The following is a 25,884-nucleotide window of genomic DNA, read 5'->3' on the forward strand; positions in this document are numbered from 1 at the left end:
GGCATGCGGCGCGCGCAGGGCGCGTGGGTTTCATGTCGGACATAGTCGAAATTATGAACGAAAGCGAGTTTCTTGCCTTGGCCGACGCCATTCTCGATTCCATCGAGCGGCAGGCCGACGTGTGGTTCGAGCAGCGCGACATCGATATCGAGGCGACGCGCAGCGGCAACGTGCTGACGCTGACCTTCGCGGATCGCAGCCAGGCGGTGGTCAATAGCCAGGCGCCGATGCAGGAAATGTGGGTGGCGGCGCGCAGCGGTGGGTTCCATTATCGCCTGAAGGACGGGAAGTGGCTGGATACGCGGTCGGGGGAGGAGCTGGCGCGGGCGTTGTCTCGGATTTGTTCCGAGCAGTCGGGGGAGGAAGTCGTGGTCGAGGAGCTGCCGGTCAGGCTTTGAGCCCGGTTGGGGCTTGGGAGCGGCCGCCCGCGGGGCGCGGGCGGGTGTAAAGACGGTTAGGGCAGGTATTCCTGGCGGTTGTTGGCGCCGCCGCTGCTGCCCGACGAACTGCCGCCATTGCCATTGATCAGGTTGCCCAGGCTGTCGATCAGCCGCGACATGGGATCGGTGGAGGGGGGCGGCAGGCCGACGGAGGCGACGGCCTGGCCGGGCGGGAATTCGGCGAAGTAGTAATCGCCGTTCTGCACGATGATGCCGGACGGCATGGGCTGTTCGCGCTGGGGGATTTCCTTGAGCGCGCGCTGCATGTATTTGAGCCAGATGGGCATGGCGGCGCCGCCGCCGGTTTCGCGCACGCCCAGCGAGCGGGGCTGGTCGTAGCCCAGCCAGGCCACGCCCACCAGGCCGGGGGTGTAGCCGGCGAACCAGGCGTCCACCGAGTTGTTGGTGGTGCCGGTCTTGCCCGCCACGTCCTGGCGCTTGAGCGACAGGGCGGCGCGGGCGGTGCCGGTGCGCACCACGTCGCGCAGCATGGAATCGGCGATGTAGGCGGTGCGGGCATCGATGGCGCGCAGCGATTCGTCGCCGGCCTTGGTCGGGCGGGCCTGCATCAGGACGCGGCCGGTGCTGTCGGTGACCTTGTCGATCAGGTAGGGGGTGACGCGATAGCCGCCGTTGGCGAATACGGAATAGGCGCCGGCCATTTGCAGCGGCGTGACCGAGCCCGCGCCCAGCGCCATGGTCAGGTAGGCGGGGTGGCGCGCGGCGTCGAAGCCGAAGCGGGTGATGTAGTCCTGGGCGTACTGCGGGCCGATGCTTTGCAGCACGCGGATCGACACCATGTTCTTGGACTTGGCCAGCCCCTGGCGCATGGTCATGGGCGGTTCATTCTTGCCGTCGTAGTTCTTGGGTTCCCAGCGCTGCGAGCCGGTGGCCGAGGCTTCGAGCACGAAGGGGTCGTCGGAGATGATGGTGGCGGGGGTCAGGCCCCGTTCCAGCGAGGCCGCGTAGATGAAGGGCTTGAAGCTGGAGCCGGGCTGGCGCCAGGCCTGGGTGACGCGGTTGAACTTGCCGCTGTGGAAATCGAAACCGCCGACCATGGCGCGGATGGCGCCGTTCTGCGGGTCGGTGGAGACGAAGGCGGCCTGGACCTGGGGCGTCTGCAGGATTTCCCACTCGTTTCCGGTCTTCAGGATGCGGACGATGGCGCCGCGGCGGATGCGCACCGAGGGCTGGGCCTTGGCCGACAGCGCCGGCTGGACGAACTTGAGCCCCTTGCCGGCGATGTCGATGATCTCGCCCGAGCTGCGGGCCACGCGGACCTTGCTGGCATCGGCGGCCAGGACCACGGCGGACAGCAGGGTGTCGCTGTCGGGGTAGTCGTTCAGGGCGTCGTCGACGGCCTCGTTCAGCTTCTCGGGGTTGTTGTCGATGCCGCTGGGCAGGTCGACGAAGGCCTCGGGGCCGCGGTAGCCGTGGCGGCGCTCGTAGTCCAGCACGCCGTCGCGCAGGGAGTCGTAGGCGGCATCCTGCATGTCGCGGTTCACGGTCGTGTAGACGTTCAGGCCGCGGGTGTAGGTCTCTTCCTTATAGATGTCGTAGACCAGCTGGCGCGCCAGCTCGGCTACGTATTCGGCGCGCACGCCGAATTCCCCGCCCAGTTGCCGGACCTGCTGCTTTTCGTCCAGCGCGGCGCGGTATTCGGGTTCGGTCAGGTAGCCCAGGCTCAGCATGCGCTGCAGCACGTATTGCTGGCGCAGCTTGGCGCGGGTCGGGTTGACCACGGGGTTGTAGCGCGACGGGGCCTTGGGGATGCCGGCCAGCATCGCGGCCTCGGCGGCGGTGATTTCCGACAGCGGCTTGCCGTAGTAGATGCGGGCGGCCGAGGCGAAGCCGTAGGCGCGCTGGCCCAGGTAGATCTGGTTGATGTAGAGCTCCAGGATCTGGTCCTTGGTCAGGTTGGCCTCGATCTTGAAGGTCAGCAGGATCTCGTAGAGCTTGCGGGTCCAGGTCTTTTCCGACGACAGATAGAAATTCCGTGCCACCTGCATGGTGATCGTGCTGGCGCCCTGGCTCTTGGACAGATTCACCATGTTGGTGAGGGCCGCGCGCATGACGCCGGACCAGTCTATGCCGCCATGTTGGTAGAAACGGTCGTCTTCTGCCGACAAGATCGCCGATTTCAGCACATCCGGCACGTCGCGGATGCGCACCACGTTGCGCCTTTCCTCGCCGAATTCGCCGATCAGGGCGTTATCCGCGGTATAGATGCGCAGCGGCATCTTGGGGTGGTAGTCGGTCAGGGCGTCGAGGTCGGGCAGGTTCGGGTAGGCGAGCGCTAGCGCCAGCCCCACCAGGAGGGCGCCACAAACGGCCAGCCCGGCCAGAACGCCGGCGACCTTCAGGAGAATACGGGACATGAGGAAGCAGCTTCTCGTGCGAGGACGAGACCCATTATAGGAACATCGAAACGGATCGGCTTATAGACCGCCCGGCGGCCCGGGCGTTCCTGTAACAGTTGGTGTGCCGGCGCCGGGGGGCCGATTTTCCGCTTCCGGCCCTCTTGCGGGATAATGCATCTTATATCGATATCTTTCTGTGGCTTCGGCCTCACGAGCTAGTGGATCAGGTCTCTTACGATTCATGCGCGGCCGCCGCCACGGGGCCGTCAGGCACGGTATTCGTGCCGCCCGTCTTCCTCGTCGGCATGATGGGGGCGGGCAAAACCACGATCGGCCGCGGCCTGGCCCGGGCGCTGTCGCGCCAGTTCCTGGACGTGGACCTGGTGCTGGAAGAGCGCTGCGGGGTCCGGGTGCCCACGATTTTCGAGCTGGAAGGCGAGGCCGGCTTCCGGCGCCGCGAAACCCACGCGCTGGACGAGTGCAGCCGGATTTCCGGGGTGGTCCTGGCCACCGGCGGCGGCGCCGTGCTGGCCGAGGAAAACCGCCGCATGCTCCAGCAGCGCGGCACGGTCGTCTACCTGCGGGCCAGGGCCGAGGAGCTCTACCAGCGCACCCGCTACGACCGCAACCGGCCGCTGCTGCAGACGGCCGACCCGCTGGGCCGCATCACCGAGCTGCTGCGCCAGCGCGAACCGCTGTACGAGGAAATCGCCGACCTGGTCGTCGACACCGGCAAGGTGTCGGTGGCGCGGCTGGTCGGCCGCATCCTGCCCATGCTCGCAACCTGCAACAAGCCGGTCCGGCCGCCCGCCGACGACCTGCCCCCGCTGGAGTGTCTATGAAAGAAGTCCGTGTCGAGACGCCGGGCGGAAGCTATCCCATACGGATCGCCCCCGGCCGCCTCGATCGCCTGGCCGAGGCCGTGCCGGCCGACGCCACCACCCTGGTCGTGGTCACCAACCCCACCGTGGCGGCGCTGTACGCCGAACGCGCCGAGCAGGCTCTGGCGGCCACCGGCCGGCCCATCCTGCGCATCGAACTGCCCGATGGCGAGCAATACAAGGATTGGCAGACCCTGAACCTGATCTTCGACGCCATGCTGGCCCGGCACTGCGACCGCAAGGCCGTCATCGTCGCGCTGGGCGGCGGCGTGATCGGCGACATCGCCGGCTTCGCCGCGGCGGTCTACATGCGCGGCATCCGCTTCATCCAGGTGCCCACCACGCTGCTGTCGCAGGTCGACTCCTCGGTGGGCGGCAAGACCGCCGTCAACCACCCCATCGGCAAGAACATGATCGGCGCGTTCTACCAGCCGATCGCCGTGGAAATCGACACCGACGTGCTGTCCACGCTGCCGGCGCGCGAAGTGTCCGCCGGGCTGGCGGAAGTCATCAAGTACGGCGCCATCCTGGACGCCGACTTCTTCGCCTGGTGCGAGGCCCACGCCCAGGACCTGCGCGCGCTCGAGCCGGGCGCGTTGGCCGTCGCCATCGCCCGCTCGTGCGAACTCAAGGCCTACGTCGTCTCGCAGGACGAACGGGAAACCGGCCTGCGCGCCATCCTGAACTTCGGCCACACCTTCGCCCACGCCATCGAGGCCGGGCTGGGCTTCGGCGCCTGGCTGCACGGCGAGGCCGTCGGCTGCGGCATGGTGCAGGCGGCCGAACTGTCCGCGCGTGCCGCCGGGCTGCCGCAGTCCGACGCCGAACGCATCCGCGGCCTGGTATTGGCCATCGGCTGCCCCGTCTACGCGCCCGACCTGGGCACCGACCGCTGGTTCGACCTGATGCAGGGCGACAAGAAGACCGAAGCCGGCCAGATCCGCTTCATCCTTTTGCCCAGGCTGGGGGAAGCGGTACGGACCCCGGCCGAGGCCGGCCTGGTCCGGCAGGTCCTGGACCGGACCGTCGCCAGGACAGCGGGCGAGCAACCAGCCACGCTTGCCTGACCCCACCGCTCGGAGGAGCCCCGACGTTCATGCCCCAAGTCCTCGCTCCCTACGCCGCCGACCCGGCCGCCACCCGCGGCCGGCGCCACCCCGAAGCCCCGCCCCAGGGACGCTCCGAATTCCAGCGCGACCGCGATCGCATCATCCATTCCAACGCCTTCCGGCGGCTGGAGTACAAGACCCAGGTCTTCGTCAACCACGAGGGCGACCTGTTCCGCACCCGGCTCACGCACAGCCTGGAGGTGGCGCAGATCGCGCGGTCCATCGCGCGCAACCTGGGCTTGAACGAAGACCTCGTCGAAGCCATTTCCCTGGCCCATGACCTGGGCCACACCCCCTTCGGCCATGCCGGACAGGATGTGCTGCACGCCTGCATGCAGGAATTCGCGCCCGAGGCCGGCGGCTTCGAGCACAACCTGCAAAGCCTGCGCGTGGTGGACGAACTGGAAGAACGCTACGGCGACTTCAACGGCCTGAACCTGTGCTTCGAGACGCGCGAGGGCATCCTCAAGCATTGCTCGCTGACCCGGGCGGCCCGGCTGGGCGACGTGGGCGAGCGCTTCCTGAACCGCACCCAGCCTTCGCTGGAAGCGCAACTGACCAATCTGTCGGACGAGATCGCCTACAACAATCACGACATCGACGACGGCCTGCGCTCCGGCCTGGTCTCGCTCGAACAGATGAGGCAGGTCGGCATCTTCGGCCGCCATCATGCCGAAGTCGTGCAGCGCTACCCGGACCTGCCCGAACGCCGCGCCATTACCGAAACCGTGCGGCGCATGATCAACACCCTGATCATCGACCTGACCGAAACCACGGCGGCCCGCATCGCCCGGCACCAGCCCGCCTCCATCGACGACGTGCGCCGTGCGCCGCCGCTGGCCGGCTTCAGCCCCGACGTGAAGGCGGAGGCCGAGGAGCTCAAGGTATTCCTGCGCGACAACCTGTATCGCCACTACCGCGTGCTGCGCATGACCACCAAGGCCAAGCGCGTGCTGCGCGATCTGTTCATCGCCTTCCTGGAGGACCCGCGCCTGCTGCCGCCGCAGTACCAGGCGCGCGCCAACGTCGACCAGCCGCGCGCGATCGCCGACTACATCGCGGGGATGACGGACCGGTATGCGATCAAGGAGCACCGGCGGTTGTTTCTGGTCAGCGACGAGTAGCGGTCCGGAGCAGTCGGGAGGAGGCGCCTGCAGGTGCAAAGCGCTACCATCCTCCCCGCTTCCCGTTACATCGCGGTGAGGCCGTGCTCGTCAATGCGTTCCCTGCAACACCTCCGACCGATTGCCGCCGCTATTCTGTCGCGGGTAGGCATAGGCGCCGAGCCGCAGCACCAGCATCGCGGAAGCCAGCAGGACCAGGCTCAATCCAGTCAATGCCGACGAATAGCTTCCGGTCGCGTCGAACGCGAACCCCATGACATAGGGGCCTGCGCCGGACCCCGCCATGAAGGCGGCGAACAGATAGCCATAGATCTCGCCGAAGCTCTTCAAGCCCAGGTAGCGCGACAGCAGGAAGGCGATCAGGTCCACTTCCGCGCCCAGGCCCAGCCCTATCAGCACGACCGCGACGGCCGCATAGGCGGGCAACGGGTTGGCGAGTAGCAGGGTGATGCCGGCGACCGGGACCAGGAAGAAGAAGGCCGCGACGTAGGGCGCGAAGATGCGGTCGAGCAGGAAGCCCGCCAGCAGCCTGCCTCCGATGAGCGCGAGACCGGCGAAGCCCAGCGCCGAGGTGGCGAGCGTGGCGGCAATGCCGCGGTCGACCAGCAACGGAACCACGTGGGCGATAACGCCGTTCGTGGCGAGGGCGACGCCCGCAAAGGCGATGGCCAGTTTCCAGAACAGGGGGCTGCGCAGCGCCTGACGGCCGGTCAGTCCGGGCAACGCAGGCAGGCCGGCGGCCGCAGTGCGCTGGGGCGGTTCATGCACCGCCAGGCCGACTGCGGTAAATCCGACAACGAAGGTGAGCGCCGCCAGCCCGACGTATGCGCCACGCCAGCCCACGTGCGTGACCAGCGCCTGGGCGAACTGGGGAACCAGCGCCGCTCCGAGGCCGACGCCGGACATGGCCACGCCCAGCGCCAGCCCACGCTTGTCATCGAACCAGGCGGCAATGGCTTTGGCGTAGGGAAGGGGCGTCTGGCCCGCTGCGGCGATGCCCATCAGCGCATAGATGATCATGAACTTCGCGGGCGTGTCGGCCAGGAAGGCCAGCGCGACCATCGAGAGCGCGAACAGCGTGATGGCCGGCAGGGTGACGGCGCGCACGCCGTGGCGGTCGGCGAGCCTTCCGGCCAGCGGCACGCATAGCGCGGTCACGCACAGCCCGATCACCAGGGCCAGCGATGTGGTGGAACGCGACCAGTTGAACTCCTTGGTGACCGGCAGCAGAAACACGCCGAAGGTGAATTGCATGATGGGACCATTGCCGACCAACAGGCCGAACACGGATCCGACCACGATCCACCATCGATTGATCGTCTTCATTGTCTTCCTCCTGATGGCTCGGGCCATCTATGGGATGGGATTGCCGGCCGGATGCGATGTCCGGCCGCGGGGGCGCGATTACCGGTCCAGCTTGAACAGCCGCGCCGCATTGGCGCTGCCTATCTTGAGCCGGTCGGCTTCGCTGATGCTGGTTGAGTCGAACCATTCGGCCGCATGGTCGATGTTCTCGAACGGCCAGTCGGTGGAGAACAGAATGCGGTCGGCGCCGATCTCGAGGATGGCGTCGATCAGCGTCTGCGTGCGGAAGTTGCCCGAGGTGGTCAGGTAGAAGTTCTCGTTGAAGTAGTCGACGATCTTTCTCTTGGCCGGATACTTCGGCTTGGCCTTGAGCCAGGCGTTGCGGTGGTCGATGCGCCACATGCTGTAGGGCAGGCCTTCTCCCATGTGGCCCAGGATGATGCGCAGCGCCGGAAACTGGTCGAAGAGGCCCGAGCCCATCAGCCGCAGGGCATGCACCGCCGTTTCCTGCCCGAATGCCCACGTCGGTCCGAGCAGCCAGCCGTGTCCGTCGTAGATGCCGGCGTCGAGTGGCAATGGATTGCGCGGATGCAGGTAGAACGGGACGTCGAGCGTCTGGACGGTTGCCCAGAACGGCCGGTACTGCGGCATGTCGTAGTACAGCGGCTTGGAATGCCGTACGTCTTCGGAGAATCCGTTGACCAGCGCGCCGACGAAACCCAGGTCCTTCACGCAGCGCTCCAGTTCGGCCGCCGCGAGTTCCGGCTCCTGCATGGCCAGCGCGGCAAAGCCGCGGAACCGGTCCGGCCGCTTGGCCACTTGCTCGGCCAGGAAGTCGTTGGCCCTGCGGGCCGTCTCATGCGCCTTGCTGTGGTCCCCGATGGCCTGCACCGCCGGCGCGTTCAGCGACAGGATCATGACCTCGATGCCATGCTCGTCCATCAAGCGCAGCCGCCTGTCCTGGATATCGAGCAGCCGCGACTTCAGCTCCGGCCAGTCCTTCTCCGGCACGAAGCCCGCCGAATCCATCAGGGTCTCTTCCGTGGCGAAATGTTCTTCCAGCGCGATTTTTCCTTTCATTCCTCTCTCCTTTACATGCAGTCAGAAAATGCAAGATCCCAATTCACGCAGCACGCGGTGCCCGGGATCTAGTACGAGCTTCTTGAGGTGTCACGCCACTGCTACCGCTGGCAGCCAGCGAAGCACCGGCGCCACAACCCAAGAAACGGGTACTAGACCCAGGATGCGGTGGATCCGGCTCCGCCGGTCCACCCGCATCGCCCCCTGGGGGGCGCCCGAAGGGCGTAGGGGGGGGTCAATATTGCCCGCGCGGCGTCAACCCGAGCGCCATCTGACCGTACATCGTGCCCACCGCATCCCAGTTCATGCTGATGTGGCGGCCGACCGCGTTGATGTCGCGCCAGGCCCGCTGCACCGGGTTGTCCATCTGCAGGCCCGCGCCGCCGGTGGACGCGTTGAGGGCCTCGATCGCCTGCAGCGCCAGCGATACCGCGAACGACTGGCCGCGCCGGCAAACGATGCGGTCTTCCTCGGTCACGGCATGGCCACCGCCGACCCTGGCGGTGACCCAGCGCAGGTCGCGTAGAAGTATCTCCCGCGCCGCGTCCGCGCTGGCTGCCGCTTCCGCGACGCGTAACTGGACGGTGGCGAACTCGGCCATCTTCTGATGCGCGCCGGCCACCGCGCCGCGGGTGACGCGGCCGCTGACGGCCGCTACGTACTCGTCGAGTGCCCCCTGCGCGGCTCCTACCGCGACCGAGGCCAGGCACGAGGGAATGACGGTCAGCATGGGAATGCGGTAGCCAGGGACTGGCCGGTAATGCGCCGCGCCTGGAGTGTTGCCCGACGTGGTCTGGGCGAAGGTCAGCAGACGATGTGCAGGCACGTACACATCGTCGAGCACCAGTGTCTTGCTGCCCGTGCCCGCCAGCCCGACCACATCCCATGTGTCGACGATGCGATAGTCCGCCGCGGGTACCAGCAGGAAGGCTGGCTCCAGGCGAGCCGGATCGTCGGCGCACGGCACCATGGCGGCGCAGAGCGCCCACCGGGCGTTCTCGCAACCACTGGCAAAGCTCCAGCTTCCGCTCAACCGCAGGCCGCCTGGGGTCGGCTGCGCCCGGCTTGCCGGTGCATACGATCCGCATAGCAGCGCATCGGGGTCGGCGCCCCAGACGTCGTGCTGCGCTTCCGCCGGAAAGCCCGCCAGCAGCCATTGATGCGCGGCCAGCAGGCCGCACACCCAGGCGGTCGATGCGCAGTGCTGCGCGAGGAGTAGATTGGCCTCGACCAGCGCTGCGAAGCTTTGCTCGGCGCCGCCGTATTCAGCCGGCTTGACCAAGTCGAAAAAGCCGGTGGCGCGCACGAGTTCCATGTGAGCAACGGGTATGCGGCGTGCGGCCTCCACTTCTCGCGCAGCGGCGCGCAAGCCGGGCGCCAGCTCGCGCAATGCGGCGACGAGGGTCGGGGAGGGAGCGTCCGTGCCGCCCGGCGGCGACAGAATTGCGTGTTCCGCGAAACTGCTCATGATGGTCCTCCGAGTTGTGTACATGAATGACCGGCCTCCCGGTACGCGGTGCAAGAGAGTGGAAATGCGCTAGCCCGACGCCATGGGGATCGCGCGGCAATAAGTTGCGTTCTGGTAAAGCAGCGGGGCGCTGCGGTCTGACAACTGCACGTCGTCGACCTCGCCGATGAAGACGGTGTGCGTGCCGAAAGGAACGGCGAGTTTCTTGACGCAGAAAATGCGAGCCTGCGCCGAGGCCAGGTGCTTGATGCCTTCTTCGGTTTCGGCCCAGTCGCCCAGGGCAAACCGTTCGCCGGATGCGACCGCGCCGCTGAAGGCGGCGGAAAGGTCCTGGTGCTCCTGCGCCAATACGTTGACGCAGAACCGCTCGGTCGAGGACATGATGTGATGCAGCAGCGTGCGGTTATTGATGCAGACCAGCAGCGCCGCGGGATCGAGCGATACAGAGGTGACCGCGGTGGCGGTCATGCCATGGCCGCGCTCGCGGTCGCCAGCGGTGATGATGGAGACGGTGGCGGCGATGCTGCGCATGGCCTGGCGAAATGCGGCTTGCATGTTGCCGGAAGGCGTGGCGGCCATATGTCTTCCTCCATGTTCTTTGTGCTGTTCGTAAAGTTTCACATACAACAATTGAAAATACAACTATTGTAAAGTTCAAATCAGATAGGGGTTTTCTCTGCCCCGGTTCCTGAGCGCAGCCTTGACCATGTATCGATTGACCGATTCCTTTCCCTACTTGCTCAACCGCGTGGGTGTGCGCATAGGCGAGTTGTTCAGCAAGCGGCTCAAGCCTTATGACCTCACGCTGCCGATGTATCGCGTGCTGGTGTCGCTATGGGAGACGGGCGACCAGAGACTGAACGAACTGGGCAAGGCGACCACGCTGGAGGTGTCGTCGCTGTCGCGGCTGGTCGGCACCATGGAGGAGCGCGGCCTGGTGGTCCGGAACCGGCTGGAGGACAATGCGCGCGCCGTAGCGATCAATCTCACCGTGGAAGGAAGACGGCTGGCGGAAGAACTGATTCCGCAGGCTGTCGAGTTCGAGGAAGTGGCCATTCACAGTTTCGGCAGGAGCGAAGTGGCCCGGCTGAAGTCGGCCATGCTCGACATCTACGAACACCTGAACGCGCTCGATCCGCGGCTGCTGGAACCGGGCGGCAAGCGCAAATCCGGACACTGAGCACGCCAGCCCGCCCGTCCGTTGCCAATACGGCAACGGACGGGCCGTGAAAAGGCAGGGTTCGAGTACGCCAACTGGCACAAGGTATGCATGAGTCGGGCGTGGCCTGGAGCGGGGCCCCGCATGCACCACCAGCGGGCATCCCGCCGCTCGTAGCAGCGAGGCGGATTGCCTTCCGGGTCGAAACCTTATCGAAGGAACGATCCGACATGTCTATTTTTCGCTGGATTACCCGGGGCGCCGGCCTGGTCGCCCTGGCGTGCGCCTTGCCCGCCGCCGCGCAGTCGCCCGCCAAGATCAGATTCATGCTGGACTGGAAGATCCAGGGTGTTCATGCCTGGTTCTACTGGGCCAGGGACAAGGGCTATTTCAAGGACGAGAACCTGGACGTGGCCATCGACCAGGGCGACGGGTCGGCGGCGGCGGTGACACGCGTCATGTCCGGGGGCTACCAGGCGGGCGTGGGCGACGTGAACGCCATCATCCAGAACGCCGCGTCCAAGCCCGGCGAGGCGCCGGTCATGGTCTACATGATCTACAACCAGGCGCCGTTTGCGCTGATCACCAAGGCCGACGGGCCCATCAAGACGCTCAAGGACGTCGAGGGCAAGACGCTGGGGTCGCCCGCGGGCGCGGCGGCGCTGAAGGTCTTCACCGCGCTCGCCAGGCGCAACGGCATCGACGAGAAGAAAGTGAGCTGGACCAACATGGCCCCGAACCTGCAGGAGCAGATGCTGCTGCGCGGGCAGGTGGATGCCTCGGCGGTATTCGCCGCCACCAGCTACATGAACCTGGTCGCCCAGCATGTGGATCCGGACAAGGACATCCGTTGGATCTTCTACAACGACAACGGTCTCGATCTGTACAGCAATGGCGTGCTGGTATCTCCCAAGCTGCTGGCCGAGCAGCCGCGCGCGGTGGGTGGCCTGGTGAAGGCGGTCAATCGGGCGATGAAGGAATGCATCGCCGCGGCGGACGCCTGCATCGACAACCTGGCGCGCAATGAACCGCTGATCGACAAGAGCATCGAGAAGCGCCGCATGCTGTACGTTCTCAAGCATTCCATCCTGACATCCGAGGTGGCCGAAATCGGGTTGGGCGACGTGCGGGACGAGCGCATGGCGCGCGCCATCGATCAGATCGCCGACAGCTACGGCCTGCCCCGCAAGCCGTCGGTGGGCGAGGTGTTCAACCGGAGCTTCCTGCCGCCCAAGGCCGAACGCGCGGCCAAGCTGCCGCTATGACGGCCGTGCCGGCGGCAACGGATGCCTGGGGCATCCGCAATGCGGTCCTTCCCGGGCGCGAAGGGCGGTGGCGCGTGATCGTGGCCGGGGGACGCATTGCCGAGATCGCGCCGGAGGGCGACGGCGGCCGATATGCCGACGCCTGGGACGCGGGCGGACGGCTGCTCTCGACGGCCTTCGTCGACCCTCATGTCCATGTGGACAAGGCGCTGACCAGCGACCGGGTGGACGACGCCGTGGCCGCGTCCGACCTGGATGCGGCGATCCGGGCGGTGCGCCGCCTGAAGGCCGGCTTCACCGAGGAGGACGTCGCCGCCCGCGCGGCGGCGTCCTTGCGAATGGGGCTGGCGCATGGCACGACCGCGGCGCGCACCAACTGCGAGGCTGACCGCCATGTCGGCCTGCGGGCCGTGGCCGGCGTGCGCGCGGCGGCCCGGGCGCTGGCCGGCGCGGTGGACGTGCAGGTCATCGCGTTTCCCCAGGAAGGCTGGTTCGAGACCGCGGGCTCGATCGAGGACGGCGCGGCACCGTACATCGAGCAGGCCCTGGAGGCCGGCGTGCGCATCGTCGGCGGCAACGTCAACCGGGCGCTGTGGCCATCGGATCCCGAGCGCCAGGTGGACGCGAGCTTCGCGCTGGCCGCGCGCTACGACTGCGACATCGACTATCACCTCGACAACTGGGATACGCCCGAGTCGTTCACCCTGCCCTATGTGGCGCACAAAACGCTGGAGCAGGGATGGCAGGGGCGGGTGGCGGTATCGCACATCGCATCGCTGGCCGCGGTCGGCGATGCCGAGGCGGCCGACGCGATCGACGCCGTCAGGCGCGCCGAGGTGAACGTCTGCGTACTGCCGACCCGCATGCGGCTCACGCGCGTGCTCGAGTTGATGGAGGCCGGGGTCAACGTGGCCTGTGGCACCGACAACATGCGCGATCCGTTCGTGCGCTATGGCGATGCCGACCCGCTCAAGGCCATGCTGCTGCTCGCGCAGATCACGCGCCAACTCCACAACGCCGGACTGGAGCGGATCTGGACGACCATGACCGGCAATGCGGCGCGCATGCTGCGATTGCGTGACTACGGCATGGAGCCTGGCCGTCATGCGGATCTGGTGTTGCTGGATGCGCATTCCGTGCCCGACGCGATATTGCGGCAGGCGGCCCGGCTTGCCGTGTTCAAGCGCGGCATGCACATGGCGGGGCCGCTGCGCGTGGTCTGATCCGCGCCCGGGGGCGGAGCCTCAAGCTTCGGCTGCCTCCAGCGTCTGCTGGATGTGCTCGACGAAGGCATGCGCGATCACCGGCAGCTGGCGGTGCCGCAAACTCGCCAGCACCAGCTTGCCCCTGGGGAAATGCCGGTCCTCCAACTGTCGCGCGACCAGCTCCCCGCCCTCGGTGACCGCCCCGATGGCAATCTGGAAGGAAATGGCCTGCTGGTAGTAGAGGCAGCCGCGCAGGAATTCGAACGAGTTGCTTTCCACCATCGGGCGCAGCTTGACCGAACTGCGCATCATGAAGCGCTCCAGCAACTGGCGGCCGCCTATGTCGCGATCGGGCAGTACGACAGGGTAGTCGGCACAGTCGCGCAAGTAGACGCGGGGCTGCCCGGCCAGGGGATGGCTGCGGTGCATCAGGGCGACCAGGGGCTGGTCGAACTGCCTGATGGATTCGATGTCGGCCTCCGGCGCGAGGTTGAAGACCAGCGCCAGATCCACGTCGAAAGCGCGCAGTGCCTCGAGCGCCTGCAGGTGATCGCCGAAGGTCACCTCGAACGAGACCAGCGGATGGGCGGCACGGAACGAGGACACCGCGCCGGGCAGGTAGACCGGTCCGAGCGCCTGGCTGGCGACTATCCGGACGGTGCCGCGGCGCTTTCCCTTCAATTCTTCGATCTGCGACCGGACGCCGTCGAGTTCGGCGCTCCGGCCGCGTATGTAGCGCACGAAAAGCTCGCCCGCGGTGGTCAACCGCATGCCCCGGGGAAGGCGCTCGAAGATGGGCGTGCCCAGTTCTTCCTCCAGGTCCTGGATGCGGCGGTTGACGGCCGACGGCGCGACGTGGAGCCGCTCGGCGGCCTGGCGGATGGAGCCGACGCGGGCGACTTCGTCGACGTAGCGGAGAAAGCGCAGGTGGTTCATGAGTGAAGGGCCTGGAAGTGGGAAAAGGATGGGCGCACCGTTTCGTGGCCCGGGCCGCCCGGCGGCGGGCATGCCGCTTCGATTTGGTGCGTGGGCCGGCACGTGTCCGAGGCGCATCGGCGGCGGCGGGGTCGCCGCATGGGCGAGGGGGCCTGCCGAGCGGAAAGGCCGCCCGCCAGGGGCGGCGCGGGCAGATTACGCATCGTTGCCGATACGGCAACGGGTAGTCCGTTAAATGGCATTGAACGGGATCGCTGAATCGGGTGGACGGGTACGGTCATTGCATAGAGCAAATCATGTTCCGGGATCCGCCGGGACCCTCGCATCGTCCCAACCATGACCGTACCGACTGCTCTCACCCATTCCTTCGGCCCTTCGCCGGACAACGCCTGGACGCAACGAGACGATTGCCTGAGTCTCGTCCGTTCGCCCCGCCCACCCCGGCCGCTGCGTCTGCCGTCCGACGGACAGGCGCTGGAGTTCGATCTTGCCCGCTCGGCGTTGATCGTGGTCGACATGCAGAATGACTTCTGTCATGCCAGCGGCTGGTTCGGCCAGAAGGGCGTGGACGTCTCGCCCATGCGCGCGCCCATCCCGGCCATTGCCGCGCTGTTGCCGGCCTGGCGTGCCGCGGGAGGCCGGGTCGTCTGGCTCAACTGGGGCGTGCGCGCCGATCGCCTCAACCTGAGTCCCACGCTTCTTTTCAAGGGCAAGCGCAGCGCCGATGGCGTGGGCTATGCCGAGCGCTCGCCCGACGATCGCGGCCCCAGCGTCGTGGCCGGCGAGTGGGGCGCGCGCGTGGTCGATGAACTGCCCTTGGCGGCGGACGACGCGGTCGTCTACAAGCATCGCCTCAGCGGCTTCTGGGACAACGAACTGGACAGCCTGCTGCGCCAGCAGGGCATCACGACACTGTTCTACGCAGGCGTGAACACCGACCGCTGCGTGTTCTCCACGCTGCAGGACGCGGGGTTTCTCGGCTACGACAACATCCTCCTGGCCGATGCCTGCGGGTCGCCGTCGCCCGCCTACGTCACCCAGGCCATTCATTTCCTGGTCAGGCAACTGCACGGCTTTGTCGCCAGCGCGCAAGACCTGGCCGGCGCCTTGGCTGCCAACGCTCCGCAATCGCCGGGGCTTTCCTCCACCCCTCGCTCCCTGGGAGTCGCTCCATGATCGATCGTCTAAAACGGCTGGCTCGTGCCGCGGCCGGTGCCGCCGCGTTGGGATTGTGCCTGCTGGCGCTTCCCGCGGCGGCCCATGCCCAGACCCGGATCAAGCTGACCTTGAACTGGAAGTACGAGGGGGCTCAGGCCTGGTTCTTCCTGGCCCAGGAGCGCGGCTATTTCAAGGCCGAGGGGCTCGATGTCCAGATCGACCAGGGCGAGGGATCGGCCGCCGGCGTGCCCAAGGTCGCCGCCGGCACGTATACGGCTGCGTTCGGCGACATGAACGCGCTGATCGACTTTGCCGCGCGCCGCCCCGACGATGCGCCGGTGGCCGTCTACATGCTGTACAACGTCGCGCCGTTCACGGTCGTGGTGAAGCAGGACAGTCCGATCCGGAGCCCCAGGGACTTCGAAGGCCGCACCCTTGGCGGGCCGGCCACCGATGGCGCCCTGAAGCTGTTCCCGACGCTGGCGAAGGTGGCGGGGTTCGACCCGGCCAAGGTCAGGATCAACAACATGGCGCCCAACCTGCGCGAGCAGATGCTGCTGCGCGACCAGGTCGACGGTGTGTTCGGCTACGTCAACACGGTGTGGTTCGCCGCCAAGCTGAGCGGCATGGATCCCGACAAGGACCTGCGCTTCATCAAGTACGCCGACTACGGCCTGGACCTCTACTCCAACACCATCATGTTCTCGCGCAAGTTCGCCAAGGAGAACCCCGAGGCGGTCAAGGGCTTCCTGCGCGCGCTCAACAAGGCGCTCAAGGAGGTCGTGGCCGATCCCGATGCCGGTATCGCCGCGGTGCTCAAGCGCGAACCGCTGCTTAGGGCCGACCTGGAGAAAGAGAAGTTGCTGGCCACCATGAAGCGCGACATGAGCCATCCCGAGATCGCCAGGATCGGGCTCGGCGACGTGGACGATGCCCGCCTGAAGCGGGCCATCGATCTCGTGGTGCAGGCCAACCAGCTGGGCAGCACGCCCGCCGTATCGACGGTGTTCGATCGCGGCTTCCTGCCGGCGCGCGCCGAGCGGCCCACGCATTTCTGAACCCCCCGCAGCGCCGGCGGCGGCCGGGCGTGGGCGGGATCGAGTACTACCGCATTGGACGAGAGATAAAACATGGAATTGCAGCTGAAAGACAAAGTGGCCGTCATCACCGGCCCCGCCAAAGGCATGGGCCGGGCGATCACCCTGGCCTTCGCCCGCGAAGGATGCGCACTGGTGCTGGCCGGGCGGGATGTCGCCGCCATCGAGCCGGTCGCGGCCGAGGCGCGCGCGCTGGGGGTGCGGGTCAGGGTGGTCCGTTGCGACCTGACCGACGCCGGCCAGACCGAGGCGCTGGGGCGGGAGGCCGAAGAGCTGTTCGGCCGGGTCGACATCCTGGTCAACGTTGCCGGCGGGTCGGGCCCGATCGGCAAGACCGGATGGGAGACCACCGCCGAGGAGTTCGACGACATCGTCGGCCTGAACATGAAAGGTTGCTTCAACACCATGCACGCGGTGCTGCCGGGCATGATCAGCCGGCGCTACGGCAAGATCGTCAACGTCGGAGGTACGTTCGGCATGCGCGGCCGCGCCGGCCGCATGGCGTATTCCGCATCGAAATGGGGCCTGCGGGGCATTACCAAGAGCTTTGCCCTGGAGGCGGGTCCGCACAACGTCAACGTCAACTGCGTTGCTCCCGGCATGGTCGACGGCCCGCGTTTTCGCGAGAAGGTCTGCGCCGACCTGGCGAGCAAGCAGGGTATTCCGCTGGAAGAGGCCATGGCGCGCCATGCCGCCGACTATGCGCTGCGCCGCGTTTCCACCGATGAGGACGTCGCCATGGCCTGCCTCTTCCTGGCCAGCGAGGCATCCCGCCAGATCACCGGCGTCGACCTGCCGGTCGACGGCGGCTGGGCGGCACTGTAAGGAGAAGACGCATGAGCCAGGTGGATCTTCTCATCCGTGGCGGCAGGATCGTGTCGCCCGACCAGATCGTCGAGGCGTCGGTCGCCATTGCCGATGGCCGCATCGTCGCCGTCGGCCACGACGATATGATGCCTTCCGCGCGCGAGACGCTGCAGGCCGACGGCCTGTATCTCCTGCCCGGCGCGATCGACAGCCACGTGCATTTTCGCGATCCGGGGTATCCCAACAAGGAAACCTGGAAGAGCGGATCGGCGGCGGCGGCCTGCGGCGGCGTCACCACCGTGTTCGAGATGCCCAACACCAATCCCGCCACCGGCACGGTCGAGGCGCTGCGCATCAAGCAGAAGGCGGCGGAGTCTTCGTATGTGGACTACGGCATCCATGGCCTCCTGGGCGACGACACCATAGACCGGCTGGAAGAACTGCTGGACGCGGGCGTGACCAGCTTCAAGGCCTTCGTCGGCAATACGTTCGGCAATCTGCCCGCGCCGACCGACGGCGCGCTGCTGGAGGGGTTCGAGAAACTGGCGCCGCTGGGCATACGCACGGTCGTGCATGCCGAGAACTCCTCCATCATGGCGCGCCGCCAGCAGCGCATGGAAGAGGCGGGCCGCATCGACGCCATGGCCCATCTGGCCTCGCGGCCCGCAGTGTGCGAGATCGAGGCCATCGGCCGGGTCCTGACGCTGGCCGAATGGACGGGGGCCCGGGTGCACATCGCCCATCACAGCTCGCGCGATTCGCTGTTCCTGCTGCGCGATGCCAAACGGCGCGGTGTGGATGTCACGGTCGAGACCTGCCCGCAGTACCTATTGCTGAACGTCGGCGACATGACGCGCCTGGGCGGCATCCTGCGCCTGAACCCGCCCATACGGGAGCCTCATCACAACCAGCCGCTGTGGGATGCCCTGATGGAGGGCGTGATCGACATGATCGCCACCGACCATGCTCCGCACACGCCGGAGGAGAAGAGCCGGCCCAATATCTGGCAATGCGACTGCGGCTTTCCCGGCGTGGAGACGCAGATGCCGCTGATGCTGACCGAAATCAGCCGAGGTCGGGCAAGCCTCATGGATTATGTGCGCTGGAGTTCGGTCAACCCGGCCAAGGCCTGGGGGCTTTATGGCACGAAAGGCGTGATCGCCGCCGGCGCGCATGCGGACATCGCCGTCGTGGACCTGGAGCGCGAAGGGGTGCTGTCCGAAGGCAAGCTGCACAGCATCAGCAAGATCTCGCCATGGAACGGCCGCGCCGTGAAGGGGTATCCGCTGCACACGCTGGTGCGCGGGCGCTTCGTCATGCGCGATGGCCGGCTGGTCGAGGAGGCCGCCGGGTGGGGGCGGTCGATCAAGGACGTGCAGCGCATGCCGGCCGCCAAGCCGCGCAACGTCGAGACCTACACGTCGAACATCCTCGATAAGCCGGCCGGCGGCGGGCCCGTGGCCGCCACCCTGCGCATCGGCGCGCCGTCTCTCCTCAGGGGATGATTCCATGACTCGATCCTTCATCGAACTGGCCGACGTGACGCTGCGCTATGGCGGCGGCACATTGGCGCTGGACCATACCGACCTGGACATCGGCCAGGGCGACTTCGTCGCCTTGGTCGGCCCCAGCGGCTGCGGAAAATCCACCATCCTGAAACTGGTGGCGGGACTGCTCCGCCCCAGTTCCGGCGGGGTCATCGTCGGCGGGCGGGAGGCGGGTGCGAAAGGCGCCGGACCGGTCGACCCGCATACGCCGCGCGTGCGCATCGGCCTGGCGTTCCAGAACCCCACCATGCTGCCCTGGCTGACCATACGCGAGAACGTCATGATCCCGCTCAAGATCGTCCAGCCATTCCGCGCCGACTATGGCCGGAAGAAGCGGGGCGAGTTCGCCGAGCGGGCCGAGGCGCTGTTGGAGCAGGTCGGCCTGAAAGGCTTCGGCGACAAGCGCCCATGGCAGTTGTCCGGCGGCATGCTGCAGCGGGCATCGCTGTGCCGTGCGCTGGTGCATGATCCGCAACTGCTGTTGCTGGATGAACCGTTCGGCGCGCTGGACCAGTTCACCCGCGAAGAACTGTGGGCCATCATGCAGGATCTCTGGATCGCCAAGCGGCCGACAGTGCTGCTGGTAACCCACGACCTGCGCGAATCCGCATACCTGGCCAATCGCATTTGCGTGATGAGTTCGCGCCCCGGCCGCATTCTGGAAGACCGGACGGTCGATTTCGCCCGGCCGCGCACGCTGGAGGACAGCTACGCGCCCGAGTTCGCCACCCTGGTCCAGGAACTGCGCATGCGCATCGCCCATGCGCGCACGGAACAAGACACCGCCCCCGCCAAGATCGAGCCGCTCGCCAGGAGAGTCGCATGAACGAAGAGAACACGCCGCTGCTTTCGCCCAAGGCGAAACGCCGCATCCTGTCCGTCCTGGCCTTGGCGGGCTTTTTCCTGCTGTGGGAAGCCGTCTGCCTGGCAACGGGCGTATCCGACCTGGTCCTGCCGCGCCCCAGCCAGATTGCCGGCGTGCTGGTGGAGAAGATGCCGCTGCTCTGGCCGCATACCGTGCAGACGCTCTACACGACGGTGACCGGCTTCGTGCTTGGTGTACTGGTGGGCATCGTGGTGGGCGTGATCATCGGTTCCTCGCGCCTGGCCTACGACGTGGCCTATCCGCTGCTGGTCGGCTTTTCCAGCATTCCCAAAGTCGCCGTGGTTCCCATCTTCGTCGTCTGGTTCGGCGCCGGCACCATGCCCGCGATCCTGACTTCGCTCGTCATCAGCATCTTTCCCGTGGTGGTCAACGTCGCCACGGGGCTGGCCAACACCGAGCCGGAACTGGAGGACGTCCTGAAGGTGCTGGGGGCAAGCAAGGGCGACGTGCTCTGGAACGTGGGACTGCCGCGCGCGCTGCCTTATCTGTTCGCGTCGCTGAAGATCGCGATTACCCTTTCCTTCGTCGGCACGGTGCTGTCCGAAACCGTGGCCGCCAACAAAGGCATCGGCAACGTGATGATGATCGCAAGCGGCAATTTCGACGTGCCGCTGGTGTTCGCCGGCTTGTTCATCCTGGCGGTGCTGGGCGTCGCGCTGTATGCGATTTCTGCCCTGGTCGAAGTCAGGCTGACCGGGTGGGCGCAGCGCAAGAACGACATGGCCATGGCGTGATGCTGGTCGACGATGGTGCCCCTGATGGCCTGAAGCCATCAGACCATGCAAGGCTGAAGGATGCGCTCAATCTTTCTTTGTCCATCGAAAACCGTTTCGATTTGGCCCATGACGCCGCTCATGCGGCCGGCTTGGCTGCCTTGGGACTAGAGATACCGATCAACGAATCGCTATCTGGTATTTCAGCTGTTGCCCCGGACGTAGGTTTCGGACCCTCGTGACGACAGGCCAGAGGGTTGCAGCCAAAGTCGATACACTTGGGTCGTCGACGGTTTCGATCGTTGGGTGGCAGCTTCGTATGCAGGTGGAGCAAGGTCTTGCCGCGGTTGCGAGGCAGGAGGTTCGGCGAGGTTGCTGGCTGCATGGATGTTTTGGGGCAGTCGTAGAGACTCGAGGGCTACGAAGTGCTCTAGTGTGGTGTCTTGCTTGTCGGGGGCAGGGTTCTTTAACAAAAAGTTGGTAGATTTTGGGCATCCAATTTTTTCCTTTGAAAACAAGTGGTTAGAATTGGTGTGTTCCCCGCGGGAGCGGGGATGAACCCGGAGATCGCCGCGTTCTGGGCGCCGCGCTTCGGTGTTCCCCGCGGGAGCGGGGATGAACCGAGCGGACGGGCGCTGTCGTTCGGCGGCATCATGTGTTCCCCGCGTAAGCGGGGATGAACTGGCTTCGGGTCCAGCGTGACGAACGCGACGCCCGTGTTCCCCGCGTAAGCGGGGATGAACCGCGCAGGGCGTCCAGCCTTGGCTCCTGGCGCTTGTGTTCCCCGCGTAAGCGGGGATGAACCGGACTCGGCGCGCGGCTGGAGGCTGCGGCATGTGTGTTCCCCGCGTAAGCGGGGATGAACCGCAGGCGCAGCAGGAGACCGAGAATGTCCACGAGTGTTCCCCGTGTAAGCGGGGATGAACCGAAGTTCTGCCCGTCGTAGCACTTTTGGGTAAAGTGTTCCCCGCGCAAGCGGGGATGAACCGAAGGGCGAGCAGTTGAACAATCAGGCGGTGCAGTGTTCCCCGCTCCCGCGGGGACAAAACCAGAGGATGGAGGAAGCAAATTCTGCCTTCCTGCGCGTCCCCCGGTACAGCTTGTCCGGACTGCCCTATGGCTGGCAGCCCGCCCCCGCAGCCCTACATCACCAGCTTCGTCGGCAACAACACCTCGAACGTGATCCCTTCCTCCGACTTGCCCGCCGTGCCGCGCTGCGAGCTGAAGTAGAGCCGGGTACCGTCGGGCGACACCGCGGGGCCGGTGATTTCGCTGTCGTCGTGGCCGACCAGTCGCATCACGGCCTGCGACGTGCCATCGTCGCGCAGCACGCCGATCTCCAGGTTGCCCGCATCCTCGGCCACCAGCATTTCGCCGAACGAGGTGATGGTGATGTTGTCCGGTTCGTCGATGCTGTGGGTCTCGGCCGGACCCAGCTTGCCGTCGAAGATGACTTCGAGGGTGCGGTGGGCGGTGTCGTAGGCCCAGATGCGGCTGTTGCGGGACGTGACGAAGAACACGATGCCGTTGAAGAACCAGATGCCTTCGGCTTTCTGGAAGTAGTTGCCGGGGGGCAGGATGCCGCCCTTGCGCAAGGTGTCGCGGATGTTCTTCTGGCCCTGGTCGGGGAAGGCCACGGGTTCCCAGGTGACGGAAACCGGTGTCTTGCCGAAGCCGATGAGGTTCGCGTAGGCGGCGTCGGAGGAGTCGGCGTCGCGGGGCAGGGCGTCGATGCGCAGCACTTGCAACTGGCCGGATTCGAACTTGACGGGGCGATCAGCGCCGGCGGGCCAGTCGGTCGAGTCGCAGACGTAGCGGTAGATGCGTCCGCCGCTGGCGTCCTCGGTCAGGTACAGCATGCGGTTGGACGGGTCGACGCACACCGCTTCGTGCGCGTATTTGCCCAGGGCGGGCCAGGCGCGGGGCGGGTTGGCGTCGGACCAGGGGTGGTAGGGGTCGCATTCCCAGACCATGCCGGCGATCTGCTGGGTGAGTTCGAATTCCTCGCACGACAGCCAGGTGTTCCAGGGCGTGGGGCCGCCGGCGCAGTTGCCGGAGGTGCTTTTCAGGATGGGGTAGGCGTCGATGACCTTGCCGGCCTTGTCGAACTTGAGGGCGCTGACGCCTCCCAGCGGGGCGGTCATTTCGGCGTTGCTGACGTAGATCCAGCCGCCGTCGTCGGTGGCATAACAGGCGCCGCCGTCGGGCGCGGCATGCCACAGGAAGCTGCCGCCGCTGACCGGCGCCTTGCCGCTGCGCGCGACGATGCGGGACGAGAGCCCCTTGGGCAGCATCACGCCGTTGGCGTCGGCGGGCTGCAGTTCGGTGAACTTGGCGAAGGGGTTGAATTTCTCGACCGGGGGCTTGGGGTCGACCGGCGCGGTGTCGTCGCCGTCGCCGCCACAGGCGGCCAGGAAGCCCGTCAGGCTGACTGCGCCGGCGGTGCGGAAGGTCTTGAGCAGGAAGGCCCGGCGCAGGGAGAAGTCCAGGGGGATGACGGGATAGGTGTGTTCGCTCATCGTTCTCGGGATGCGGGTGGGTGGAGGCTCGGGTGTGGAGCGCTGCCATCCTGCGTGCCTCGCGTTACACGGTGGTGACTCCCGTCGAGAAGGCGCGGCATTGCGTTTACACTTTCACGCTTCGGCACGGGGGTTTTTTCATGGACACCACAGCGTTTGCTCTGGGCCGGGTCGCGGTCTTCTGCGGCTCGAATTTCGGTTTCTCGGACGAGTACGCCCAGGCCGCGCGGCAGTTGGGCGCGCAGATCGCGGCCCGGGGTCTGACGCTGGTCTACGGCGGCACCCACAAGGGCCTGATGGGCATCATGGCCGACACGGTGCTGGAGGCCGGCGGCCAGGCGGTGGGTATCATCAATCGCCGCCTGCATGATCGCGGCCATCTGCATCCGGGCCTGACTTCGCACGAGATCGTGGCGGATATGCGGGCGCGCAAGGCGCGCATGGCGGACCTGGCCGATGCCTTCATCGCGATGCCTGGCGGACTGGGGACCTTCGAGGAGTTGTTCGAGGCCGCCACGCTGACGCAGCTGGGGGACCATACCAAGGCGTGCGGCGTGTTGAACGTGCGGGGCTTCTACGAGCCCATGCGCGCCATGCTGACGCACGCGGTGCAGGAGGGTTTCATGAAGCCCGAGCACCGCGACATGATCGTGATCGAGGCCGACCCGGGCGCGCTGCTCGATGGGCTGGCGGACTGGAAGGCGCCGACCGTCACGAAGTGGATCGGCGATCCCGATCCCGTCTCCGCGGCCTGAACCGGCCGGCCATTTGATTAAACCGAGGCGGCTTCGCCGGCCTTTTTCTCCTCATCCCGGGCCCGTCACCGGCCCCACCTCACGCAGGCAACCATGACAAGAATCCGCATACGCGCCGCCGAATACGAGTTCATCGCCGAGACCAATCCGGATGCTCCCGAGACCGTGGCCGCCTTCCTGAAGCTGCTGCCCTACAAACAGAAGATCATCCACGTGCGCTGGAGCGGCGAGGGCTGCTGGATTCCGCTGGGCGAGTTCAAGCTGGGCGTGGGGTTCGAGAACCACACCAGCCATCCGTCGGTGGGGGATATCCTGTTCTATCCGGGCGGCTACAGCGAGACCGAAATCATCCTGGCCTATGGCAGCTGCATGTTCGCCAGCAAGATGGGCCAACTGGCGGGCAACCATTTCCTGACCGTGGTCGAGGGCAGGGAGAACCTGCGCGCCCTGGGCGTGAAGACGCTGTGGGAAGGCGCGCAGGATATCGTTTTCGAGCTGGCTTGACCGCGCCCTATCGCAGGAACAGCTTGTAGGCCGGGTTTTCCGACTCGTCCCAGTGCCGGTAGCCCAGTTCCGCCAGGAAGGCCGCGAAGGTCTTCTTGTCGGACGGCGGCACTTGCAGCCCCACGACGATCTGTCCGTAGTCGCCGCCCTGGTTGCGGTAGTGGAACAGGCTGATGTTCCAGTTGGGCGACATGGAGTTCAGGAAGCGCATCAGCGCGCCGGGCCGCTCGGGGAATTCGAAGCGGTACAGCAGCTCGTGATTGGCCTGGGGACCGCTGCCGCCTATCATGTGGCGCAGGTGGGTCTTGGCCAGTTCGTCGTGCGTGAGGTCGATGGCGGTGAAGCCGTTGCGCCGGAAGTTGGCGGCGATCTTGGTGGATTCGCCGGCCGACGCGGTCTGCAGACCCACGAAGACGTGGGCTTGTTCGGAGTCGGCCATCCGGTAGTTGAACTCGGTCACGTTGCGGTTGCCGACCAGTTCGCAGAAGCGGCGGAAGCTGCCGCGTTCCTCGGGCATGGTGACGGCGAACACGGCTTCGCGGGCCTCGCCCACTTCCGCGCGCTCGGCCACGAAGCGCAGCCGGTCGAAGTTCATGTTGGCGCCGCAGGCGATGGCCACCAGGGTCTTGCCCTTCATGCGGTGCTGGGCGGCGTATTTCTTGAGGCCGGCCAGGGCCAGCGCGCCGGCGGGTTCCAGCACGTTGCGGGTTTCCTCGAACACGTCCTTGATCGCCGCGCAGATGGCGTCGGTGTCGACCACGACGAAGTCGTCCACGTATTTGCGGGTAAGGCGGTAGGTTTCCTCGCCCACGAGCTTGACGGCGGTGCCGTCGGAGAACAGGCCGACGTCGGGCAGGGTGACGCGGCGGCCTTTCTTCACGCTCTGGACCATGGCGTCGGAGTCTTCGGTCTGCACGCCGATGATGCGGATCTCGGGACGCAGTTGCTTGACGTAGGCAGCCACGCCGGAGATCAGGCCGCCGCCGCCGATGGCCACGAAGATGGCGTCGATGGGGCCGGGATGCTGGCGCAGGATCTCCATGCCTATGGTGCCCTGGCCGGCGATGACGTCGGGGTCGTCGAAGGGGTGGACGAAGGTGAGTTTTTCCTTCGCTTCCAACTGCTTGGCGTGGTTGTAGGCGTCGGTGAAGCTTTCGCCGTGCAGGACGACTTCGGCGTTGCGGGCCTTGACCGCGTCGATCTTGAGCTGGGGGGTGGTGACCGGCATGACGATGACGGCCCGGCAGCCCATGCGCTGCGCGGCCAGCGCCACGCCCTGGGCGTGGTTGCCCGCGGAGGCGGCGATGACGCCGCGTTCCAGCGCCTTGGGCGGCAGGTTGGCCATCTTGTTGTAGGCCCCCCGCAGCTTGAAGCTGAAGACAGGTTGGGTGTCTTCCCTTTTGAGCAGCACCGTGTTCGCAATTCGCGCCGAAATCTGGGGAGCGGCTTCGAGGGCGGACTCGATAGCGACGTCGTAGACTTTGGCGGTGAGAATGCGCTTGAGATAGTCGGTAGCCATGATGCTGCGTCAGGGGTTGGTGGAAAAACCGTAGTCCTTTAGTTTGA

General features: G+C 66.4%; 24 protein-coding genes and 1 CRISPR repeat array. Of the genes, 16 read left to right on the top strand and 8 right to left on the bottom strand.

The genetic code is table 11. The features are described from left to right. The first annotated feature begins 53 nt into the window (after positions 1-53). Positions 54-398, top strand: coding sequence for an iron donor protein CyaY (cyaY, locus tag EV675_RS08650; protein ID WP_130356865.1), 345 nt, complete (start codon positions 54-56; stop codon positions 396-398). 56 nt (positions 399-454) lie between these two features. On the opposite strand, the gene EV675_RS08655 is transcribed toward cyaY, so the two are convergent. After that, positions 455-2,818, bottom strand: a complete 2,364-nt coding sequence (locus EV675_RS08655; protein ID WP_130356866.1) for a penicillin-binding protein 1A — start codon at positions 2,816-2,818, stop codon at positions 455-457. Positions 2,819-3,105: 287 nt separating this feature from the next. Between EV675_RS08655 and EV675_RS08660 the strand changes: the two genes are divergently transcribed. The 3 genes from EV675_RS08660 to EV675_RS08670 are packed head-to-tail and all read left to right on the top strand — an operon-like array spanning position 3,106 to position 5,914. Further along, on the top strand, positions 3,106-3,642 hold the full coding sequence (locus tag EV675_RS08660) for a shikimate kinase (protein WP_130357959.1): 537 nt from the start codon (positions 3,106-3,108) through the stop codon (positions 3,640-3,642). Continuing rightward, on the top strand, positions 3,639-4,748 hold the full coding sequence (gene aroB / locus EV675_RS08665; RefSeq protein WP_130356867.1) for a 3-dehydroquinate synthase: 1,110 nt from the start codon (positions 3,639-3,641) through the stop codon (positions 4,746-4,748). The genes EV675_RS08660 and aroB overlap by 4 nt, the downstream gene beginning before the upstream one ends. Before the next feature lie 29 nt (positions 4,749-4,777). Beyond that, on the top strand, positions 4,778-5,914 hold the full coding sequence (locus EV675_RS08670; RefSeq protein ID WP_130356868.1) for a deoxyguanosinetriphosphate triphosphohydrolase: 1,137 nt from the start codon (positions 4,778-4,780) through the stop codon (positions 5,912-5,914). Positions 5,915-6,004: 90 nt separating this feature from the next. Here the strand turns inward: EV675_RS08670 and EV675_RS08675 are convergent, their stop codons facing one another. The 4 genes from EV675_RS08675 to EV675_RS08690 form a co-directional block, all read right to left on the bottom strand. Continuing rightward, the gene (locus EV675_RS08675; RefSeq protein ID WP_130356869.1) at positions 6,005-7,240 is read right to left on the bottom strand and encodes an MFS transporter; all 1,236 of its coding nucleotides are present in this window, start codon (positions 7,238-7,240) and stop codon (positions 6,005-6,007) included. A 78-nt stretch (positions 7,241-7,318) separates the two neighbouring features. After that, on the bottom strand, positions 7,319-8,299 hold the full coding sequence (gene tsdA / locus EV675_RS08680; RefSeq protein ID WP_130356870.1) for a gamma-resorcylate decarboxylase: 981 nt from the start codon (positions 8,297-8,299) through the stop codon (positions 7,319-7,321). Between the two features lie 235 nt (positions 8,300-8,534). Beyond that, positions 8,535-9,767 carry an acyl-CoA dehydrogenase family protein gene (locus tag EV675_RS08685; protein WP_130356871.1) on the bottom strand — a complete coding sequence of 411 codons (1,233 nt, stop codon included), beginning with the start codon at positions 9,765-9,767 and terminating at the stop codon, positions 8,535-8,537. Between the two features lie 69 nt (positions 9,768-9,836). Continuing rightward, complete coding sequence (locus tag EV675_RS08690) at positions 9,837-10,346, bottom strand: flavin reductase family protein (protein WP_242621364.1); 510 nt, start codon at positions 10,344-10,346, stop codon at positions 9,837-9,839. Positions 10,347-10,473: 127 nt separating this feature from the next. On the opposite strand from EV675_RS08690, the gene EV675_RS08695 reads away from it, so the two are divergent. The 3 genes from EV675_RS08695 (at position 10,474) to EV675_RS08705 (ending at position 13,414) form a co-directional block, all read left to right on the top strand. Beyond that, a complete protein-coding gene (locus tag EV675_RS08695) occupies positions 10,474-10,947 on the top strand; it encodes a MarR family winged helix-turn-helix transcriptional regulator (RefSeq protein ID WP_130356872.1) in 474 nt (157 codons plus the stop codon). A 209-nt stretch (positions 10,948-11,156) separates the two neighbouring features. After that, positions 11,157-12,191 carry an ABC transporter substrate-binding protein gene (locus EV675_RS08700; RefSeq protein ID WP_207221926.1) on the top strand — a complete coding sequence of 345 codons (1,035 nt, stop codon included), beginning with the start codon at positions 11,157-11,159 and terminating at the stop codon, positions 12,189-12,191. Then, entirely contained in the window at positions 12,188-13,414 is a 1,227-nt protein-coding gene (locus EV675_RS08705; protein ID WP_130356873.1) for an amidohydrolase family protein, read from the top strand. Before EV675_RS08700 ends, EV675_RS08705 begins: the two co-directional genes overlap by 4 nt. A 21-nt stretch (positions 13,415-13,435) precedes the next feature. Here EV675_RS08705 and EV675_RS08710 read toward each other — a convergent pair whose 3' ends face one another. After that, complete coding sequence (locus EV675_RS08710; protein WP_130356874.1) at positions 13,436-14,332, bottom strand: LysR family transcriptional regulator; 897 nt, start codon at positions 14,330-14,332, stop codon at positions 13,436-13,438. 336 nt (positions 14,333-14,668) lie between these two features. Here EV675_RS08710 and EV675_RS08715 point away from each other — a divergent pair, with 336 nt between their 5' ends. From EV675_RS08715 to EV675_RS29685, 7 genes are all read left to right on the top strand, one after another. Next, the gene (locus tag EV675_RS08715; RefSeq protein WP_130356875.1) at positions 14,669-15,508 is read left to right on the top strand and encodes a cysteine hydrolase family protein; all 840 of its coding nucleotides are present in this window, start codon (positions 14,669-14,671) and stop codon (positions 15,506-15,508) included. Then, the gene (locus tag EV675_RS08720) at positions 15,505-16,548 is read left to right on the top strand and encodes an ABC transporter substrate-binding protein (RefSeq protein ID WP_130356876.1); all 1,044 of its coding nucleotides are present in this window, start codon (positions 15,505-15,507) and stop codon (positions 16,546-16,548) included. The genes EV675_RS08715 and EV675_RS08720 overlap by 4 nt, the downstream gene beginning before the upstream one ends. A gap of 72 nt (positions 16,549-16,620) precedes the next feature. Beyond that, positions 16,621-17,412 carry an SDR family NAD(P)-dependent oxidoreductase gene (locus EV675_RS08725; RefSeq protein WP_130356877.1) on the top strand — a complete coding sequence of 264 codons (792 nt, stop codon included), beginning with the start codon at positions 16,621-16,623 and terminating at the stop codon, positions 17,410-17,412. A gap of 11 nt (positions 17,413-17,423) precedes the next feature. Continuing rightward, positions 17,424-18,899, top strand: coding sequence for an allantoinase AllB (gene allB, locus EV675_RS08730; RefSeq protein ID WP_130356878.1), 1,476 nt, complete (start codon positions 17,424-17,426; stop codon positions 18,897-18,899). 4 nt (positions 18,900-18,903) lie between these two features. Further along, positions 18,904-19,767, top strand: coding sequence for an ABC transporter ATP-binding protein (locus tag EV675_RS08735; RefSeq protein ID WP_130356879.1), 864 nt, complete (start codon positions 18,904-18,906; stop codon positions 19,765-19,767). Further along, the gene (locus EV675_RS08740) at positions 19,764-20,561 is read left to right on the top strand and encodes an ABC transporter permease (RefSeq protein ID WP_207221927.1); all 798 of its coding nucleotides are present in this window, start codon (positions 19,764-19,766) and stop codon (positions 20,559-20,561) included. The genes EV675_RS08735 and EV675_RS08740 overlap by 4 nt, the downstream gene beginning before the upstream one ends. Then, positions 20,558-20,782: a hypothetical protein gene (locus EV675_RS29685; RefSeq protein ID WP_165404335.1), complete on the top strand. Its 225-nt coding sequence runs from the start codon at positions 20,558-20,560 to the stop codon at positions 20,780-20,782. Before EV675_RS08740 ends, EV675_RS29685 begins: the two co-directional genes overlap by 4 nt. 291 nt (positions 20,783-21,073) lie before the next feature. Beyond that, a CRISPR array of direct repeats spans positions 21,074-21,527; the repeat unit is 27 nt; unit sequence GTGTTCCCCGCGTAAGCGGGGATGAAC. 155 nt (positions 21,528-21,682) lie between these two features. Here EV675_RS29685 and EV675_RS08745 read toward each other — a convergent pair. Continuing rightward, positions 21,683-23,059 carry an alkaline phosphatase PhoX gene (locus EV675_RS08745; protein ID WP_130356880.1) on the bottom strand — a complete coding sequence of 459 codons (1,377 nt, stop codon included), beginning with the start codon at positions 23,057-23,059 and terminating at the stop codon, positions 21,683-21,685. A gap of 140 nt (positions 23,060-23,199) precedes the next feature. Here EV675_RS08745 and EV675_RS08750 point away from each other — a divergent pair, with 140 nt between their 5' ends. Both EV675_RS08750 and EV675_RS08755 read left to right on the top strand, forming a co-directional pair. Then, the gene (locus EV675_RS08750; RefSeq protein WP_130356881.1) at positions 23,200-23,814 is read left to right on the top strand and encodes an LOG family protein; all 615 of its coding nucleotides are present in this window, start codon (positions 23,200-23,202) and stop codon (positions 23,812-23,814) included. Between the two features lie 93 nt (positions 23,815-23,907). Continuing rightward, positions 23,908-24,318, top strand: coding sequence for a DUF3830 family protein (locus tag EV675_RS08755; RefSeq protein WP_130356882.1), 411 nt, complete (start codon positions 23,908-23,910; stop codon positions 24,316-24,318). Positions 24,319-24,325: 7 nt separating this feature from the next. Here EV675_RS08755 and ilvA read toward each other — a convergent pair whose 3' ends face one another. Then, complete coding sequence (ilvA, locus tag EV675_RS08760; RefSeq protein WP_130356883.1) at positions 24,326-25,837, bottom strand: threonine ammonia-lyase, biosynthetic; 1,512 nt, start codon at positions 25,835-25,837, stop codon at positions 24,326-24,328. Between the last annotated feature and the right edge of the window lie 47 nt (positions 25,838-25,884).

This window comes from Pigmentiphaga kullae (genome assembly GCF_004216695.1).
GTDB lineage: Bacteria > Pseudomonadota > Gammaproteobacteria > Burkholderiales > Burkholderiaceae_B > Pigmentiphaga > Pigmentiphaga kullae.